The following is an 18,013-nucleotide window of genomic DNA, read 5'->3' as shown; positions in this document are numbered from 1 at the left end:
TGCGGGGTGTCCGGCCCGCCGGGAGTGCGGGGCTCCCTCGGACCGACGGCGGGGCCGCCGGCCGGGGCGCGGGTGGTGGAGGTGCCGGTGGGACCACGGGCGGTGCCTGCCCGGGCGCCGTGGCGTCACCGGTGGATCTCGGCGGCGTCGCGGTGCCCGGCGGGCGCGCTCGCCGGACGGCGGGAGGGGCCGGGTGGCACCGCCACGTGGCCCTCCGCACCGCCCGCCGGGAGCACGCACCGAACGCCGCCTCCCCCACGCAGATCCGCCGGAAGCGCCCTAGCGGGCGCGTTCCAGCAGGTAGCGGACGAGAGTGGTCAGTGCCTCGGCCGACGACCGCTCGTCACGGGCGTCGCAGGTGACGACCGGGGTGTCGTCCAGCAGGTCCAGCGCCTCGCGCAGCGCCGCCTCGTTGCGCGGCGGGGCGCCGTCGAAGTGGTTGACGGCGATGGCGTAGTCGAGGCCGTAGTGCTCGATCAGGTCGATGACGGCGAAGGAGTCCGACAGCCGCTCGGGGTCGACCAGCACCAGGGCGCCGAGCGCGCCGCGGGCCATGTCCTCCCACATCTGCACGAACCGCTGCTGCCCGGGCGTCCCGAACAGGTAGAGCACGACGCGGTCGCTGATGGTGAGGCGGCCGAAGTCCATGGCGACCGTGGTGGTGGTCTTGCCCTGGACACCCTTGAGGTCGTCGATGTCCTCGGCGGCCCGGGTCATGGTCTCTTCGGTGGACAGCGGCTCGATCTCGGAGATCGAACCGATGAACGTGGTCTTGCCCACCGCGAAGTGACCGACGACCAGGATCTTGACCGCGGTCTGGGTGGCACCGGCACGGACGTAGGCCTGCTCGCCCAGGGGTGCCCGCGCGGCGTCCCGGATGTGCGGGTCGCCGGCTGTCTGCGGTTCAACCGAATTTGGCGCGGAGACCATTCAGTACCTCCTCCAGGATCTCCCGGTCGGCGAGGGCGGCGCGGGCGACGGGTGGGCGGGTGATGAGGTAGCCGCCCTCGGTGAGCGCGGCGAGGAGGATCTTCACCACGCCCAGCGGCAGCCGGGTGTGCCCCGCGATCTCGGCGACCGACAGGTAGCCGGCGGAGCAGATGTCCAGCAGCCGCTGTTCCTCGGGCGACAGCCGGGTCGGCCGCTGCCCGTTCTCGGCCGCCGCCGTGACCAGCGTGATCAGGGACAGCTCAGCCTCGTCGGGCAGGCCGCGCCCTTTGGTGATGACGTACGGACGTACTAAGTCGGCGGCCTCGGGCTCCCACTCCCCCGCCCCGGTCACGAGTGCGCGCCGAGGTTCTCGCGCGGCGGCGTGGTCAGCGCCTTGCCGAGCTGGCTGACGAGCTGCTGCATCCGGAAGGTGATGTCCTGCATGTCGACGTCGGGGGTGGCGGAGACGCCGAGATAGGCGCCCTCACCGGCGGAGATCAGGAACACCCAGCCGCCGTCGAACTCCACCAGGGTCTGCCGCCAGCCCTGCCGCGGATCCTCGCAGAAGAAGCCGAGGGAGCGGCTGAGGGACTGCACCCCGCTCATCGCGGCGGCGACCCGGTCGGCGCTGTCCTTGTGGAAGTCCTTCGTCCGGGCCATCAGCAGCCCGTCGGCGGAGATCAGGACCGCGTGCAGGGCCCCGGGAATCTCCAGGGCGCTGTCGAGCATCCATGACAGATCGTCGTTCACGAGACCTCATGTCCTTCACTGCTTGCACCAGGGGTGCTGCTCGTCTGGTCCGCGGCGTCGCCGCGCGCCGACCGCCCGGACTGCGTGCCCCTCTGGAAGGCGCCCATGATCGCCGCAGTCTCGGCGCCGGAACGGGAGGAGCTGCGGGTGGAGGAGGCGCTTCCGGGCACGATGGCCATGGGCCGCTTGCGGCGGCGGCGCGGCAGCCCGTCGGAGGTGGTGGCCCCGCCGAGTGCGGGTTCGGGCCCGCCCGCATGGGGGACGGAGGCAGGGGGCGCCGCTGCCGGCGCCTTCTGCTCCGGCATGGAGGTGAGCAGCTCGTGCGGCAGCAGGACGACCGCGCGCACGCCCCCGTAGGGCGAGCTGGAGTCCACGGACGCCTCGAAGCCGAACCGCTCGGCCAGTACACCGACCACCGCGAAGCCGAACTGCGGCGGGTTGCCGAGACCGGAGACGCCCGAGACGCGGTCGCTGGACAGCAGCTTCTCGGCGCGGGCCCGTTCCTCGTCGTTCATGCCGACACCGGCGTCGTCGACGACGATGCAGATGCCCTTGGGAACGGTCCGGATGTTGATCTCGACAACGGTGTCCGGGCTCGAATAGCTGGTGGCGTTGTCGAGGAGCTCGGCGAGGGCGAGCGCGACGGGTTCCACGGCGCGGCTGGTGATGCCGAAGTCGACCTGGGAGAGGATCTCCACCCGCCGGAAGTGCCGGATGCGCCCCTGGGCACTGCGCACCACGTCGTAGACGGACGCGATGTCACGGTGCCGCCCGAGCCACCCGTCGCAGAGCACGGCGATGGACTGCGCCCGGCGCCCGAACTGCGAGTTGGTGTGGTCGATCTCCAGCAGGTCCTGGAGGATCGCCGAGTCGCCGTACTTGCTCTGCAGCCGCGTCACGACGAGCTGCTGCTCTGCGGCCAGACCCTGGAGCGTCCGCATCGCGGACTTCAGTACGGTCCTGGTGGCTTCCTCGGCCTGCTCCTGGGCTGCTGCGACGGACTGCGTGTATTGGTTCTCCAGATCGGAGTAGTGGCTCCTGAGCCCGTCGATCTCTCGCCTCAGGCCCTGCCCCGCCCTGCGCAGGCGGACGATGACGGCGACGGCGACAAGAACGACGGCGAGAAGAGCCCAGAGCACAGGGTTCTGTATGTATTCCGTCATAAGACTCTCTTCAGGCGACTGGCGGCAGCGGCAGAATCGATCGCCGGAACGCATGCGTCCGCCCGCTCCGCAAGTCCGGTGATCGTATCACCGGACGAACAGGTGACCGACCGTCAACCTGGTTGGTAAAAACAAAAGTTGAGCGTCCTCTTCCACACTTCGGGCTGAACGGAGGGTGAGTCCGCGGCAGGTGTGAATGCCCTTCCCTGCATGACGGGCACATGCCAGCGGAAACCGCACGGCTGCCGCCCTGGCCACCACTGCCTTGAGTGCCGCCACCGCCGGGGGTACCGCCTTGGCCGGTGCCCTGGGTGCCCCTGGCCGGTGCCGTGGCCGTGGCGGACGTTGCGGGACCGAGCCGTTCAGGCGCCCCGCACGCCCCACGGGGTGTCCGCGGGGTGTGCGCGGGGTGTGCGCGGGGTGTGCGCGGGGTCGCGGTGGCCGTCAGGGACCGGAGGGCGGTGCGGACCGCGCGACGCGGAACCCCACGTCGTCGATCCGCAGGGTCGGGTGGCTGCGCCGCCGCACCGACGCCCGGCAGCTCCAGTGCTCGTCGGCCCATCCACCACCGCGGAGCACCCGGTAGGTGCCGTACACGTCGGCGTCGTAGAGGTCCCAGCACCAGTCCCACGTGTTGCCCAGCATGTCGTACAGGCCCCACGCGTTGGGACCCTTGCCGCCGGCGGGGCGGATGCGCCCCTCCGTGTTGCCCCGGTACCAGGCGACCTCGTCGAGGGACCCGTACCGCGGACCCGCGCTGCCCGCCCGGCAGGCGTGCTCCCACTCGGCCTCGGTCGGCAGCCGGTAGCCGTCCGCGGAGGGGTCCCACACGACGGTCACGGAGTGGGCGCCGGTGCCGGCGCCGGAGCCGGTGCCGGTGCCGGAGTCGGAGTCGGAGTCGGAGTCGGAGTCGGAGTCGCCGAGGAGGTACACGGGCGTCAGCCCCTCCTGCCGGGACAACGCGTTGCAGAACCGGACCGCGTCCCACCACGACACGCTCTCGACGGGCAGCCGGTCACCCCGGGAAGCGCTCGGCCGCCCGCCGGTGACCCGGGCGTACCAGGCCTGCGTGACAGGCAGCGCCGACATCAGGAACGGCCCGACCTCGACCGGCCAGGTCCTCCGCGTCCGCCGGTCCGACAGCACCACCCGCCCCGGCGGAACGGCCACCATCACGTTTCCCGCCCCCGCATCCACAACGCCGCACCCTACCGGCGCACTTCACCGCACGGGCGGACCATTTCCGTCCGGCCGCCTAACGGCACCCCAGCCCTCGCCTCCGCCCCCGCCGCTCGCTGCGCCATGGAGCACGACTGCCTCCCTCCGGACTCCTCCGAGCACCGGACAGAGCGTCCCGTGCCCAACGCCCAACGCCCCTTCCTGAACAACCACGCCCCATGGCCAGGGTGTCCACTCCAATGGATCAGCCTCGGATCCGGCGTCACCCGACAGACGGGAGCACCCATGCGTGCTCACCCAGGTCTCGCTCTCGCCCTCACCGTCTCCCTCACTGCCCCGGCGCTCCTGTGCAGAGCACAGGAGCGTTGGGGGAACGCCCACCACCGGGAGCAACGACTCCTCGGGCCCCACCGCTTCGGCCACGCCCGGACCGGCTGCCTCCTGGACAGGAAAGGCGGACCATCGTGATCGTTCACGACGCCGCGAGTCTGCCGAACATCCGCAGGCCCGCAGCACCGGTGCCGTTCCATCGCAATGACGAAGGTGGCCGAGGGGCAAGGCCGATGGGAAGGCCGGCCGCTCCGATCAGTACGCCCTCCTGATCCGTCCCGGCTGTCTTCTTCCTCTCCGGTCAAACCTGTGCGGGCTCCCGCTCCAGTCCTCCGCCCGCCAACTCGCGCAGCTTCGCCCGCGTCTCAGGATCCGTCGAGTACACGACCGTGCCGACCATGCCCCGGGTCAGCAGGACCTTGTACGTGTTGCGGATCAGGCGGTCCACGTCGGTGCCGGGAGTGGACTTCTTGAAGACCGGGTCCTTCGATGCCGTACGGTCCGTGACCCAGCGGTCGCCGCGCCAGACCAGGTCGGCGCCGATGATGACGCCCGACCAGTCGTATTCGAAGCCCTGGGCGGTGTACACGCAGCCGACCTGCCCGAAACCCGCCGGGTCGGTGGCCCACAGGGCGGCCGGGGGTGCGCCGGAGGCCGAACGGTCACCCCGCAGGTTCCAGGGACGGGCCCAGTCGCCGATGACGACATCGGGCGGGAGCGGATCGCCGGGCTTCGGTTCCGGGGACCAGCGCCAGCAGTAGCCCGCGGACATCCGGGCTCCGTAGTCCCGGGTCCGGCGGGCTTCGAGGAAGGCCTCCATCTCCTGCGGGCTGTCGGCGACCAGCAACTGCATGCGCCCGTCGGGCTCCCACACGACCGGGCCGCCCGGCTCCAGGCCGAGGAGGCGGACCACCCAGCGCAGGTAGGCGTCGCTCCCACCGCAGCGGAACTGGCTGTCCAGCGGGACGACATGGCAGGGGATGTCCCGCTTCGCCGCTGCCGCCTTGATCTCGGCAACGGTGCCCATCTCACCGGGGCGGACGACCTGGTGCTCGTCGAGGAAGAAGACGGGCACATGGGCGACGTCGATGAGTTCGTCGATCTGTGCCCTGCCCGTACGGTACTCGGCACGCGTGTAGCGGTTGGCCGAGGTCTCCCGAATGCGGTGCGCCTCGTCGCAGATCAGGGCACCCAGGCTGTTCTTCTCGGCGGTCATGAAGCTGTTGAAGTACTTGAACAGGTCCTGGACTTCGCGCTTGCGCGCTCCGGCGACCTTCCTCATCGTCTTGGTGAACGACTGCGACCCGGTGGCGTGCAGCGCCGGAACCCCGCGCCGGTAGAGTTCGCCGAGCAGTTGGAGAGCGATCACGCTCTTCCCCGTGCCGGGGCCGCCCGTGACGATGACGACTTCCTTGCGATCGGCGTGCTTCGCCTTCTCCACGGCGTTGAGCACCATGCGATACGCGACCTGCTGCTCGTCGAGCAGGACGAACTGTGAGCGCTCGCGCACCTCTTCAGCGGCCACGGACATGAGCTGTTTCGACGGCACGGTGGCGCCCGCGTTGAGTTCGTCGGCTGCCCACGTTCCTGGGAGCTTGTCGCTCAGCCTGGTACGAAGGTGGTCGAGGAAGGCGCCCCGGCGTTCCGCGGTGAAGAGCAGTCCGTGGCCGTCACGCTCGATCTCCCGCAGCCCGGTCACGCCGAACTCGGTGGCGTTGTGCAGAAACGCCACGCCGGCCACTCGGTGCCTGTGCTCGGCCACCGCTCCGTTGAAGTTGACGAGGTACTCGCAGTAGCGGCGCACCTGCTCGACGGGGTTGAGGACCGGCTGGGCATAGGCGTCGACATGGCACAGGGTCGGGTCGTCGTCGTGGGGCAGTGCCTGGCTCCACTGCTTCAGCTCCACCACGACGTAGGACGGCTCTCCCGTGACCGGGTGCACTCCGGCGAGGACGACGTCGGCGCGCTTGCTGTTCAGCGGGAGCGCGTACTCCAGCATGACCTCCACATCGCCCAGGCCGGCGTCGTTGAGCGCGGCGGCCAGGACAGGAATGCTGCGCTCCCAGGAACGCACCTCAGAGGGGCCGGGCCGATAGCCGTGCATGTGAACGAACGTGTCGGTGAGGTGCAGGAACAGCGAACCGTCGAGTGCCATGACGGCGACCGTTTTCGCGGACGCGCGGAACAGCAAGGACTTCCCCCAGGCAGCACGAAAAGACTCGTGCGGGTGGGGGCATGTCCTTCAGGACTCCACCGAGGTGGAGCGGAAGCCCGTCGGGCCGCGTTGACGATGTGTTCGAGGGTACCTGGCGGCACGGACGGTCGTGGCGGGGACGCGGAGGCGGCATCGGACGCCGTGCCCGGTCTCCCCGTTTCACTCTTGCCGAGGACCGAGATCCCCGGCGGTCCGCCTTCTGTGGCGCTGTCCCGCGGGTCACCCCGGGTGGCCGTCGGCGGCCGCCCCGCCCTGTGGAGCCTGGAGGTTTCTCTCAGCGTCCCCTCGGGCTGATCACCATCGTCCCGCATCCCCCGCATGTGCGGCCCGGCCGCTCAGGGCCGAGAGACCACGTGAACGCCGGTGCAGCCGCGCAGTTTCGCCTCGTGGTCGGCGAAGGCCTTGAGCGCCGATCGGGCAAACCGGCCGGAGTAGTGGGCGACCGGGTAGCTCCCTGTCTCCCTGTCGTAGAGGCGGTAGAGCACGAAGACCGCGTCCTGGGCGGATCCGGGGCACTGTGCGGTGGCCCACACGTAGTCGTCGGCGTGTTCGGTGAAGCCGGAGGACTGGAAGTCCTTGGCGAGGGCGCCGTAGTACGCGTACAGCCCGTAGCCAGGCTTCCTGTCCGGCGTGAAGAGGTAGCAGTTGACCTGCGGAGTGTCCCTGTCCGCAGGGTATTCGACGGCATCCGGCGTCCCGGCTTCGGCAGCCCGACCGGCGAGTCCCACAAGCGCGGCGCAGGAACCCCGGGCCGTGGACAGGCTCTGCGGAACCATGTCGCGGGCAGGGACCGGCGGTGACACGTGGGTGAGCCGGGTGCCGCCTTTCGCGCGGCACCCGTACTTGGCCGCCGCTTTCTGAGCGGTCTCGGTGGTCACTCGGCCGAGCCCGGTGAGGACGGGGCCGGTCTCCTTGGCGTCCTCCGGCCAGCGGATGAGGTCGCCGTATGCCAGCAGGGCCTTGTCCTTGGCGTTCTGACACTCGAGCGCGACCACGACCTGTGCGGTTCCGTCGTAGCGGATGACGCCGGGCCAGCCGCTGCCGAGCGGCGCCGCCTGGCCCTTGACGCCGTTGGCGTTCTGGCCGAGCGGGGCGAGCGTCGCAAGGGTGGCCGACTGGTTGCTCCAGCGGAGCCGGATCGTCAGGGCGCCGCCGTGCCGGCCGGTGTCGGGCCTGTTGACCAGGCAGGAGGCAAGGTAGTCCGGGTCATCGGCCCTGGCCCGCTGGTGTGACGAGTTGAGGGCCGCATCGAGTCCCCCCTGAGCCAACGTGCCGTCGCAAGCCGAGTCGAGGGAACGCTGGTCGCGCCAGGACGCGTACGCACCTGTGCTGTACAGAACGAACGCCGCAATCCCCAACGCCGACAGGACGCTGCCCAAGGCCCAGGCGACCCGGCTCCGTCGACTCGCAAAGATCTTCATCGTGTTCTTTCCCTCGTGAACGGCGTCCCGCTCGGGTTTCACCGGTCCGCGCGGAGGACGTCGAGCGCGCGGTCGCGCCCCCAGTCGTAGTCGCCCTGGCCGGTGTGGACCAAGTGCTTGGTCCACTCGCTGTTGATGTCGTGGCCGCGACTGTTCCCCCATGCCCTGACCAGCTTCTCAACATCGTGCTGCCCGGCCGCATACAGTTTGACGTTGTCGTCCGTGGCCTTGATGTTCGCTTCGGCGGTGTGCTCCTTGTTGGATTCGTACGCCCACATGTCGATCATCTTCGAGCCGAGGTCTCCCACAGGAGAGAGATCGGACACGGGATTGAACATCAGCGCCGTGCTGTAAGCGGTGCCGATTCCGTGGTTGAAGTCGGCGGCCCACTGCGTCTTGTGGAACCGTTCGTCGAAGATGATGTCGGCGCGAACTCCGTCGTAGGCGCCCATGGCTCGCGAGCAGTCGCTGATGCGGTTCTCGATCTCCGTCGTCCCGGCGTCCTGCGGAATGGCCGCGAGTACATCGTGAGCATGACGCTGTTCCGCCCCGTATACGTGCCCGAAGGCCGTGGGATCGTCGGCGATCCCTCGCATCATCTTGGCGAGGTGATCGCGCGCCACGGTGATGTGTGCCCCGTTCTCGTCACTCCAGGTCGAACCTGCCGTACCTGGAGGGATCTCGAAGCGGGAGTCGCTCTGCGCGTTGATCTCATGTGTGTCCGGCGTGTACGACGTCAGGATGTGGGCCAACGGATGGTTGAGGTTCTTCGGCAGTTTCTGCGCCAGATCCTGTTTCGGGTCCGACGAGTTCAGCGTGTCGATGGTGCTCTGCAGGATGCGTGCCTGCGCTTCGCTGTGCTGGCCGACCGGGTGATAGGAACCCGGGGCACCTCCGGTCGTGGCGGCCTCCAGAGCCGCGCCGAACCCCTTCCGGACATCGCCGTCCTCCGCCATGACCGGCATGCCTATGGTGGTGCCGCCGGGCGGGGTGGCGTAGTGGTCGACGACGGTGTCCCAATCCCGGCCGCGCAGTGCGTACTTCAGGTTGTCATTCTGCGCCGGGTCAAGGTACTCGGTGCTGGTCCTGGGGTCCTCGGACATGATGCCCAGGACACCGTCGTACGGGTCATTGGCGAACCAGCCGCGTTCCTTGCCGCTGAAGTCGTCACGCAGAGCCCAGATCGATCGGACGTTGCCCTTCGCCACGTAGGACTCCTCCGCGTGCCGGATGTCGTCCGCGGTGTCCTCGAGGAACTGCCCGGAGTAGCCGTGGCCCTGCTGCATCAGCGTGACCAGGCTCTGGTAGCCGCGGACCTTCTCGTCCGGAATCGGGCTGAGGCCGTCGACCTTGAACTGAGCGACTCCGGCCTTCTGCATCTCCGAACGGAAGTGCTTGTAGAAGGCGGATCGCGGATCGCGGGTCGCGGTGGCCAGCGTCGCAGCGAGGCCGTGCTCGAGTTCCCCGTACCGTCCGGCGTGTTGCTTGTCGCCGTAGCGGCCGAGGCTGGTGAGGTCGTTGGACAGCTTCAGCGTGCCGCGTGCGCCGAGTTCGTCCAGCAGGGTCCGACCGAACGCCTTGTCGCCCGAGTTGTCGTGGAAGAGTCGCTGCAGTTCCTTGTAGTCGGCCGCGGTCGCCTTGCCGGAGTCGATGCGGGTGGCGATGTCCTTGGCTTCGTCCGCCTCGTACTTCTCGATGTCGCCCACGGCCTTGCCGTTGAAGCCGTTCGCTGTGCCGTCCATGGTGTCGGAGTCCTTCACGACGGCTCTGAAAGCGACCTCGACTCCTTCGTCGGCATCGCTCACGTCCTTGACGCACTGGTTGATGCGCTGCTGCCAGGAACTGACGGACTTGCTGATGCTCTTCTGGTAGTCGGGGTCGTGCGCCAGGGCCTGACGCTCGCCCTGGGTGAAATCCGATGTGTCGTACGAGACGAAGCCCTGCTCCGACACCCTCATGCCGGCTGCCACGGCTTCGCCCCGGGCCGCCTCCAACTTCTTGCGAAGGTCCACGAACTGCGTGTGCGCGTCCCGGAAGAGCGAGGCGATGGCCTTGGCCTCGACCTGCGCGTTCTGGAATTCCTTGAGTGTGATGTCGAAGGTGCGGTTCGCGACGTCCGCGCTCAGTCCCGACCAGGTCGGACCCATGGATATGCCGTGTACGTCCCGCCGGTACGCGGTCTCCTGCTTGTGGACCTCCGCGGCCATGCCGTCCCAGCGCTCGGCCGCGGTGGTGAGCGTGGAGAGGTCGGTGGTCATGATCTCGTGGTACGTCGGCACGGTTCCCCCTGGTACTGCTGCTCATCGACGGTGGGTTCGGGCGGCTGGAGCGGCTGCGCTCAGAAGTCGTCCAGCGCTGACGAGGCGCGCACGTGCGCACGCACTCCGAAGTCGGTGCTCTGCAGGATGTCGTGGACGCTGCGCAGGGCCACCTTCTCCGATGCGAGCGGCATCAAGCCCTCCCCGTGACACGGCCGTTCCGCAGGCGGCCATCGAACCCAAGTCCGAACTACAATATGAGTCTCCCCTGGAGCCTGAGCGGCGGGTGCTCGCGTCGCGGGGTGAGGTCCTGGTTGCGGTAGGGGTGAGGTCCTGCCTGAGCAGGCTTCTCGTTTCGAGCGGGGCGACCTACCGGCACTCGGGGTGCGTGCGGAGCCGGATGGTGGTCGACCTCGAACGAGTCGGGCTGTACGCCAGTGAGAATCACCACGCCGCCTACACCTGCGTGGACATGCAGGATGACCCACTCGACGGCTACGTCGGCGGCTACTGGCTCTTCCGCCCTGCTCCACGCCTGGGATGTCCGTCAACAGGGAACGAGCTCAGCTTTCTGCGATGCGCTCAGCGACGTGTCATTGCTCTTGAACGTCGGCCGCGACGATGGCGCCATCGCGAACGGTGTACGTGCCGGCGAACAACAGATGTGTTCCGTCAGTCTGCAACGCGTCGAGCCGCATGGTCACGGTGTCCCCGGAGACGGACTCGATGGTGACCTTGTCGGAGACGGTGTCGGAGAAGCCCCTGACGAAGGAATCGTAGGACCCGCCCAGGTTCTTCCCTCCAAGGTCCCATGCGCGCGCATAGTCCCCGGCATTGATGGCGGCGAAGTAGTCCTCGACGACCTGCTGGGCAGGAGTGGCGACGGCGGTGGTGCGAGGGGCTGGTGTCGATGCGGGGCTGGACTGCGCCGGTGACGGGGGCTCGGCGGCATTGCTGGAAGGACTTTGTGTAGCCGTCCGGGTGACAGTGGACTGCGAAGTGACCGTGCTCTGCGAGGCAGGGGGTGCGGACTGCGGGGTGTCTCGGGAATCGATGGTCATCACCACAGCTGCGGCACTGCCACCCACCAGTGCCACTGCCAGCGCCCCTCCGGCGATCAGCAGCGACTTGCGCCGCCTGCGCCGACCGTCGCCCGCTCCGCCGGGATGGGCATGGGGGCCGGCGGGTGGCACCGGTACGGTCGGCGGGGTGGCCGCCCGGTTCTCCTCGTATGCCGCCGGGCCGAGTTCGGCTCGGTTGCCCCTCCCGTGTGACGGCACCGGCGTGGGCGGTGTCGTCTGAGTCGGTCCCCGGGTGAGGCGCTCCTTGTCGGCGCTGTCCGTCGATGGCGCCACCTCCGTGGGCGGATGCTCCGCCGCCTCGGGAGCGGGAGCGCTCACCGGCAGCCCAGCCGCCACATCGCCCAGCATCCGCTGAGCCTGCTCAGCCGTCGCCCGCTCGTTCGGGTCCTTACGAAGCAGTGCTTCTATGACGGGGGCGAGCGGGCCCGCGTGCCGGGGTTCCGGCAGTTCCTCGGCGACCACCGCATGCAAGGTGCTCATCGTCGTGGTGCGGCGGAACGGTGACTGCCCCTCCACCGCGGCGTACAGCGTCACGCCGAGGGACCACAGATCGGACTCCGGGCCCGGCCGGTGGCCCATGGCGCGCTCCGGGGCGAGGTAGTCCGGCGAGCCGACGACGTCGCCGGTGCGGGTCAAACCGCTTGAGCCCCCCATGACAGCGATGCCGAAATCGGTGAGCACGACCCGCCCGCCGCGTTCAAGCAGCACATTGGCGGGTTTGACGTCCCGGTGCAGGACCCCCAGCTGGTGCGCTCGGGCCAGCGCCGACAGCAACTGTGTTCCTAGTCGGGCGGCGTCTCGTGGCAGCAGCGTGCCCTCCGTGGCGATGACGTCGGCGAGTGACTGGCCGTCGACCAGCTCCATCACGATCCACGGTCGACCGTCCTCTTCCAGCACATCGAACACGGTGACGACCCCCGGGTGTTTGACCCGCGCCGCGGCCCGTGCCTCCTGCTCCATGCGGGCGTTCAGGACCGCGACCTCTTCGCGGGGCAGGCCATTGACCGTCAACTCCTTCACCGCCACCTCACGGCCCAGCACCTGGTCCCGTGCCCGCCACACGGTGCCCATCCCGCCGTGGCCGAGCTGATCGAGGAGGAGATAGCGGCTGGCCAGCAGCCGCTCTTCATCGCCGCTCATGGCATTCCAGAGCCGTGATCGGGCAGGCGTGGGTGCCGTGCAGAGAACGGACGTATGACCATGGTTCCTCACTTCCGCGCCGTCGTGCGGTCGAGGACCTCCCCTTCCATGCTGTGCCGACCGCTCGGTGTTGTCGCGCCGAACGCCTTGGCGCCCCGGCCCCCGGGCGCAGTAGCCACCGGCTGGGCAACCGGTCCGTCGCCCTCCCAGGCAACGGGGAAGAGGCCCCCGCACAGACACCTCACCCCACCTTGAAGGTGTCCGGCATTCGGATACCTTCCACTGCCTGCTCCACGTGCCCGTTGGGACCGGCGTCCGGGTAGGTCATTTCCCGGGCAGCGGGCCCGCCGAAGGCAGAGCCCCGAGCTGCACCGGGCCACAGTTCATCTCGGACGAACCACCACCTGACATCAGCTCACGTCGACCGGCCGGCCGAAGGCGAGTGAACACCCTCCGGCGTCCGGTAGGCGTTCACGGGGCAAATACCGTGCCGCGCAGGGCGACTCGGGGTTCGGCCGAAGCGGTATGGACGCCCAGGTCGTACAGCCGGCTACGTCACCGCGGTACTGCACGATGTCGAGGACGCCTTTGGCATCGGGTGCACCAGAGAGGAGCGCGGGCAGCACCTTCGCGACGGAGTCGCGGACGCGGCGACTCGGTATGTGCAGCAGCTCGAAGAGCCTGGATGGCTGGAGGGACAGCTTCGGACAGAGGTCCTGCCAGACGGCTCCCTGTCCGATCCCCCCACCGGGTGCGCTGTCTTCGTCAGACCCAGGCCCCGCAATGCCGTGGCGGCTCTCACGGCTACGTACGTGGCCGTGAGACCCGGTTCGAACCAGTGCGGAACCGGTTCCACCCAAGCCCTCTGCCGAGCAAGAGGGCCATGACCAACATGTTCGCTGATCGCGGGCCCAGAGCGGCAGACGAGTCGGGCTGTACGCCGGGTTCTGTTCCCCGGGTCCTCGCGGAGACCGGGGCGACGGCCATCCATCTAGGGTCGGCGTTGCCGCCGGCCTCGTGCGGTCTACCCGCGGACTCGGGCGGGCAGCCCTCGAACGTCCGCGCAGGGACACCCCTCCTTGCGGAGAGGCGGCCCCTCTTGACCTTGCTCCGGGTGGGGTTTACCGAGCTGCCCAGGTCACCCTGGGCACTGGTGGTCTCTTACACCACCGTTTCACCCTTACCGAGGACCGAGATCCCCGGCGGTCTGCTTTCTGTGGCACTGTCCCGCGGGTCACCCCGGGTGGCCGTTAGCCACCACCCTGCCCTGTGGAGCCCGGACGTTCCTCGGGAAGCCCCCTAGGGGGACTCCACGCGGCCGTCCGCCCGGCTCGTCTGCCGTGCCGACCATGGTACCCGCCGGGAGTTCCCGCGCGGACCGGCGGCCGTGGCGAGGACCGAGCCCGCCAGGATCAGCGCGAAGGCGACGGCGATCGACGCCGTCAGGTCCTCGCCGAGGAAGAGGGCGCCCGCGGCCACCGCCACCGCAGGGTTGACGTACGTGATCACCGTCGCCCGAGTGGGCCCCGCCTCCTTGATCAGCTCCAGGAAGGCGACGAACGCCACCGCCGTGCAGATCACGCCGAGGCCGGCCAGCGCGGCCAGCACGGACGCCGAGGGGGTGTGGGCCGGCCAGGTGGCCGCCGCCGCGGGGGCGTAGACCACGGCGGCCAGCGCCAGGCACGGGGCCGTGAGGTGCAGGGACGGCACGTCCCTCAGGTGGCGTGCGGCGATCAGCGGAGCCGTGGCGTAGCCCACCACCGTCAGCAGGACCTCGCCGAGGGAGCGGGCGTCGCCGCCGGTCAGGTGCGGGATCGTGAGGACCGCGACGCCTGCGAGGCCGAGGGCCAGGCCGGTCAGCCGGCGTGCGCCCAGGTGTTCGGTGGCGCCGAAGAAGCGGGCCAGGGCGACTCCGACGATGGGCACTCCCGCGATCAGCAGGCCCGCCGTCGAGCTGGACAGGTGGCGTTCGGCGTCGGTCAGGGTGAACCAGGGGCCGATGATCTCGATGCACGCGAACGCCAGCAGGGGGCGCCAGTACGCACGCAGGGTCCGCGGCAGGCCGCCCTGCCTGAGCGCGAAGGGGAGGAGCAGTACCGCGCCGACCGCACAGCGGACGAACACCACCGTCGACGGGGACACCGCGTCCACCGCCACCTTGATCAGCAGATAGGGGATGCCCCAGACCACTCCCATCAGGGAGAACAGGACCCAGCCGCGTGCAGTCATGCGGCGAGTTTCGGCCACCCGGTCAGCGGGCGTCTTGAACGCTGTTGCGGTATGCCGCCGGGGTCACCCCGAGCACCCGCCTGAACCACCGGGTCAGATGGGCCTGGTCGGCGAACCCCACCAGGCCCGCCACCTCCGCCGGGCGCAGCCCGGTCTCCAGCAGGGCGCGGGCCCGGGTGACCCGGTGCTGGGCGAGCCAGGCGTACGGGGGTATGCCGACGGTCGTCCGGAAGGCGCGCAGGAGCTGGTATCGGGAGAGGCCGAGTTCGGCGGCGAGGCCGGCCAGGGAGGGCGGGTCGGTGAGGTCGTCGGTGAGGCGGTCGCGGACCTGCCGGGCGATGCGGTCGGCGCCCGCGACGGTGTCGCCCACCGGGCGGGCGGTGGAGTGGCGGCGGGCGAGGGCCGTGAGCAGCCAGGGCAGTCGGGACTCCACCTCCAGCGGGTCGGGGCAGCGCGCGATGTCGGCGTGCGCGGCGAGGAGGGCCGCGGCCAGTTCGGGGTCGTCGAGGACGGCTTCGCGAAAGTGCGGCGGCGCGCCGAGGACGCCGTCGTCGACCAGGCCCGGCGCCGCGTACAGGGCGCGGTAGGCGTAGCCGTCGGTGGGGGTGGCGGGGCCGCCGGTGTGCATCTCGCCCGGTGCCAGGACGACGATGGAGCCGGGTCCGGCGTGCAGGCGGCCGCCGCGGTAGGCGATCACCTCCGAGCCGCCGACACAGACGCCGACGGTGTACTCGTCGTGCGCGTGCGGGGCGTAGACGTGCCGGTCGAAGCGGGCGGTCAGCAGGTCGAGCGGGGGCCCGCAACGCCCCAGGCGGGCCCTGGTCCATCGGGCCTGCTCACGTCCGGCCGGCGTCCGCTCGCCTTCGTCGCTCGGCGCCGGTCTGCCTTCGTTCATCGCCGCGCACCCCCTTCACAGCGGTGCAACGTCATCGGCTTGCGCTTCCATACCGCATCTCCGTCTCCGTACCGCATCCCCGTAGCGCGCCGAAGGCGGCGATGTACCCGGGCGGGGGCGGAGGACGTGCCCCGTACCCTTTCTCGGAGCGCTACCGAAGGAGATCCCGTGCTCGTCCTGCTCCCGCCCTCCGAAGGCAAGGCCTCCGCCGACCGCGGCGCACCGCTGGAGCCCGGCTCGCTGTCGCTGCCGGGGCTGCACGACGCGCGAGAGGCGGTGCTGACCGAGCTGGTCGAACTGTGCTCGGCGGACGAGGACAAGGCGCGCGAGGTGCTGGGGCTGAGCGAGGGCCTGCGCGGTGAGGTCGCCAAGAACGCCGGGCTGCGGACGGCCGGGGCGCGCCCCGCCGGGGAGGTCTACACCGGTGTGCTCTACGACGCCCTCGGACTGGCCGCGCTGGATCCGGCCGCACAGCGGCGCGCCGCCGGGTCGCTGCTGGTCTTCTCGGGGCTGTGGGGTGCTGTCCGGGTCACGGACCGCATCCCCTCCTACCGGTGCTCGATGGGCGTGAAGCTGCCCGGCCTCGGCGCGCTGGCCGGGCACTGGCGGACGCCCATGGCCGGGGTGCTGCCCGAGGCGGCCGGGGACGGGCTGGTGCTGGACCTGCGGTCGTCGGCGTACGCGGCGGCCTGGCGGCCGAAGGGCGAGGTCGCGGGGCGGACGGCGAGCGTGCGGGTGCTGCACGCGCCGACCCGGAAGGTGGTCAGCCACTTCAACAAGGCGACGAAGGGGCGGATCGTGCGCAGCCTGCTGACCGACGGGGCCGCGCCGCAGGGGCCCGCCGAACTGGTGACGGCGCTGCGCGACCTCGGGTACGCGGTGGAGGCACAGCCACCGGGCCGGGCGGGGAAGCCGTGGTCACTGGACGTTCTGGTGGAGGAGATCCACTGAGCCCATGGGCCGGGCCGGGCGCGGGTGTTGCAGGACGCGCAACGACCTTTGCGCGGCTTGCACGCCGTGGGCAGGATGACGCCATGCCCGCGTCTCCGCCCAGTGCCCGGCCCTCCCCCGCGCCCTCTTCCGTGCTGGAGTTCGCCCCCGTCGTGCCGGTCGTCGTCCTGCACGACGCCGGTGACGCCGTGCCGCTGGCGCGGGCACTGGTCGCCGGGGGGCTGCCGGCGATCGAGGTGACCTTGCGGACGCCGGCCGCGGCGGCGGGCATCCGGGCCGTCGCCGACGGGGTGCCGGGCGCCGTGGTCGGCGCCGGCACGGTGCTCACTCCCGGGCAGGTGGCCGACTCGGTCGCGGCCGGGGCGCGCTTCCTGGTCAGCCCCGGCTGGACGGACGTCCTGCTGGAGGCGATGCGGGTGTCCGGGGTGCCGTTCCTGCCGGGGGTGTCGACGGCGTCGGAGGTCGTGGCGCTGCTGGAGCGCGGGGTGCGGGAGATGAAGTTCTTCCCCGCGCACGCGGCGGGCGGCACGGCGTATCTGCGCTCGCTGGCCGGTCCGCTGCCGCAGGCCCGGTTCTGCCCGACCGGCGGCATCACCGCCGCGTCCGCCCCGGACTACCTGGCGCTGTCCAACGTCGGCTGTGTGGGCGGCAGCTGGATGGTTCCCTCCGACGCGGTGGCCGGGCGGGACTGGGCCCGGGTGGAACGGCTGGCCCGGGAGGCGGCCGGGCTCAGCGCAGGTGGGCGGTGTCGTTGAGCAGCCGGACGCTGGCGTTGCCGTCGGCGTAGTACGCGACCGCGGACAGCGAGGCGGCCGACAGCTCCATGCGGAAGAGGGACTCGGGGGGCGCGCCGAGGGCGAGCCGCACGAGGGTCTTGATCGGGGTGACGTGGGTGACCAGCAGCACCGTGCGTCCCGCGTACGCGGCGACCAGTCGGTCGCGGGCGGCGGCGATGCGCGTGGCGGTCGCGGCGAAGCTCTCGCCGCCGCCGGTCGGTGCGGCGTCCGCCGAGGCCAGCCAGGCGTTCAGGTCGTCCGGGTGGCGCTCGCGCACCTCCGCGAAGGTCAGCCCCTCCCAGGCGCCGAAGTCCGTCTCCCGGAGCCCGTCGTCGACCACCGCCTCCAGACCGAGTCGGGCGGCGACGATCCCGGCGGTCTCCCGGGTGCGGGCCAGCGGGGAGGTGACGATGTGCTGGATCGTGCCGCGCCGGGCAAGGGCCGCGGCGACCCGCTCGGCCTGCTCCCGGCCCGCGTCGGACAGGGAGGGGTCGGTGCCGCCGCTGCCGGAGAACCGCTTCTGGGGGGTCAGCGGGGTCTCGCCGTGCCGGAGCAGGACGAACGTGGCGGGGGCGCCGAGGTCGGGGGCCGCGCTCCAGCCGCGTGCGGAGGCGTCGGGGGCGGGGACGGCCTGGTCGATGAACCTCGGTGGCGGCACCCGGCGCCCCTGCTCGTACGCGGCGATGGTGGAGAC

13 protein-coding genes, 1 other RNA gene and 1 pseudogene are annotated in these 18,013 nt (G+C 70.6%); 2 read left to right on the top strand and 13 right to left on the bottom strand.

What is annotated here, in order from left to right:
• Positions 1-279 precede the first annotated feature (279 nt).
• The 12 genes and pseudogenes from I3F54_RS28660 to I3F54_RS28600 all read right to left on the bottom strand — a co-directional run bounded on the left by I3F54_RS28660 (position 280) and on the right by I3F54_RS28600 (position 15,592).
• Positions 280-855, bottom strand: a complete 576-nt coding sequence (locus I3F54_RS28660) for an ATP/GTP-binding protein (RefSeq protein WP_240121853.1) — start codon at positions 853-855, stop codon at positions 280-282.
• Positions 856-904: 49 nt separating this feature from the next.
• Complete coding sequence (locus I3F54_RS28655) at positions 905-1,282, bottom strand: DUF742 domain-containing protein (RefSeq protein WP_240121827.1); 378 nt, start codon at positions 1,280-1,282, stop codon at positions 905-907.
• Positions 1,279-1,680: a roadblock/LC7 domain-containing protein gene (locus I3F54_RS28650; protein ID WP_240121826.1), complete on the bottom strand. Its 402-nt coding sequence runs from the start codon at positions 1,678-1,680 to the stop codon at positions 1,279-1,281. The genes I3F54_RS28655 and I3F54_RS28650 overlap by 4 nt, the downstream gene beginning before the upstream one ends.
• Positions 1,677-2,843, bottom strand: a complete 1,167-nt coding sequence (locus tag I3F54_RS28645; protein ID WP_240121825.1) for an ATP-binding protein — start codon at positions 2,841-2,843, stop codon at positions 1,677-1,679. The genes I3F54_RS28650 and I3F54_RS28645 overlap by 4 nt, the downstream gene beginning before the upstream one ends.
• A 444-nt stretch (positions 2,844-3,287) precedes the next feature.
• Positions 3,288-4,016, bottom strand: coding sequence for an SUMF1/EgtB/PvdO family nonheme iron enzyme (locus I3F54_RS28640; protein WP_240121824.1), 729 nt, complete (start codon positions 4,014-4,016; stop codon positions 3,288-3,290).
• A gap of 637 nt (positions 4,017-4,653) precedes the next feature.
• Positions 4,654-6,543 carry a DUF2075 domain-containing protein gene (locus I3F54_RS28635; protein ID WP_240121823.1) on the bottom strand — a complete coding sequence of 630 codons (1,890 nt, stop codon included), beginning with the start codon at positions 6,541-6,543 and terminating at the stop codon, positions 4,654-4,656.
• Positions 6,544-6,902: 359 nt separating this feature from the next.
• On the bottom strand, positions 6,903-7,988 hold the full coding sequence (locus tag I3F54_RS28630; RefSeq protein ID WP_240121822.1) for a hypothetical protein: 1,086 nt from the start codon (positions 7,986-7,988) through the stop codon (positions 6,903-6,905).
• A gap of 38 nt (positions 7,989-8,026) precedes the next feature.
• Positions 8,027-10,246 (bottom strand): hypothetical protein, encoded by a 2,220-nt coding sequence (locus tag I3F54_RS28625; RefSeq protein WP_240121821.1) that lies wholly within the window; start codon positions 10,244-10,246, stop codon positions 8,027-8,029.
• A 593-nt stretch (positions 10,247-10,839) separates the two neighbouring features.
• Positions 10,840-12,540, bottom strand: a complete 1,701-nt coding sequence (locus I3F54_RS28620; RefSeq protein ID WP_240121820.1) for a serine/threonine-protein kinase — start codon at positions 12,538-12,540, stop codon at positions 10,840-10,842.
• 848 nt (positions 12,541-13,388) lie between these two features.
• Positions 13,389-13,802, bottom strand: an RNA gene (gene rnpB, locus I3F54_RS28615) — RNase P RNA component class A.
• 115 nt (positions 13,803-13,917) lie between these two features.
• A pseudogene (locus I3F54_RS32630) lies at positions 13,918-14,664 on the bottom strand (DMT family transporter); the annotation flags it as partial.
• Between the two features lie 55 nt (positions 14,665-14,719).
• Positions 14,720-15,592, bottom strand: coding sequence for an AraC family transcriptional regulator (locus I3F54_RS28600; protein WP_240121817.1), 873 nt, complete (start codon positions 15,590-15,592; stop codon positions 14,720-14,722).
• Between the two features lie 168 nt (positions 15,593-15,760).
• On the opposite strand from I3F54_RS28600, the gene yaaA reads away from it, so the two are divergent.
• Both yaaA and eda read left to right on the top strand, forming a co-directional pair.
• Positions 15,761-16,543, top strand: coding sequence for a peroxide stress protein YaaA (yaaA, locus tag I3F54_RS28595; RefSeq protein WP_240121816.1), 783 nt, complete (start codon positions 15,761-15,763; stop codon positions 16,541-16,543).
• Between the two features lie 83 nt (positions 16,544-16,626).
• Positions 16,627-17,298 carry a bifunctional 4-hydroxy-2-oxoglutarate aldolase/2-dehydro-3-deoxy-phosphogluconate aldolase gene (gene eda / locus I3F54_RS28590; RefSeq protein ID WP_240121815.1) on the top strand — a complete coding sequence of 224 codons (672 nt, stop codon included), beginning with the start codon at positions 16,627-16,629 and terminating at the stop codon, positions 17,296-17,298.
• On the opposite strand, the gene I3F54_RS28585 is transcribed toward eda, so the two are convergent.
• On the bottom strand, positions 17,273-18,013 hold a 741-nt coding region (locus I3F54_RS28585; protein WP_240121814.1), incomplete at its 5' end, for a histidine phosphatase family protein. The genes eda and I3F54_RS28585 overlap by 26 nt on opposite strands.

It is taken from the genome of Streptomyces sp. MUM 2J (assembly GCF_022414535.1).
Classification (GTDB): domain Bacteria; phylum Actinomycetota; class Actinomycetes; order Streptomycetales; family Streptomycetaceae; genus Streptomyces.
The sequence above is the reverse complement of the archived record's forward strand: the minus strand, read 5'-3'. Positions and strand labels throughout refer to the sequence as shown.

Bases quoted from the DNA above. Each gene is read 5' to 3' on its own strand.
- I3F54_RS28645 (WP_240121825.1), bottom strand. From the start codon at position 2,843: ATGACGGAATACATACAGAACCCTGTGCTCTGGGCTCTTCTCGCCGTC.
- I3F54_RS28640 (WP_240121824.1), bottom strand. From the start codon at position 4,016: ATGGTGGCCGTTCCGCCGGGGCGGGTGGTGCTGTCGGACCGGCGGACG.
- I3F54_RS28630 (WP_240121822.1), bottom strand. From the start codon at position 7,988: ATGAAGATCTTTGCGAGTCGACGGAGCCGGGTCGCCTGGGCCTTGGGC.
- I3F54_RS28625 (WP_240121821.1), bottom strand. From the start codon at position 10,246: ATGACCACCGACCTCTCCACGCTCACCACCGCGGCCGAGCGCTGGGAC.
- I3F54_RS28600 (WP_240121817.1), bottom strand. From the start codon at position 15,592: ATGAACGAAGGCAGACCGGCGCCGAGCGACGAAGGCGAGCGGACGCCG.
- eda (WP_240121815.1), top strand. From the start codon at position 16,627: ATGCCCGCGTCTCCGCCCAGTGCCCGGCCCTCCCCCGCGCCCTCTTCC.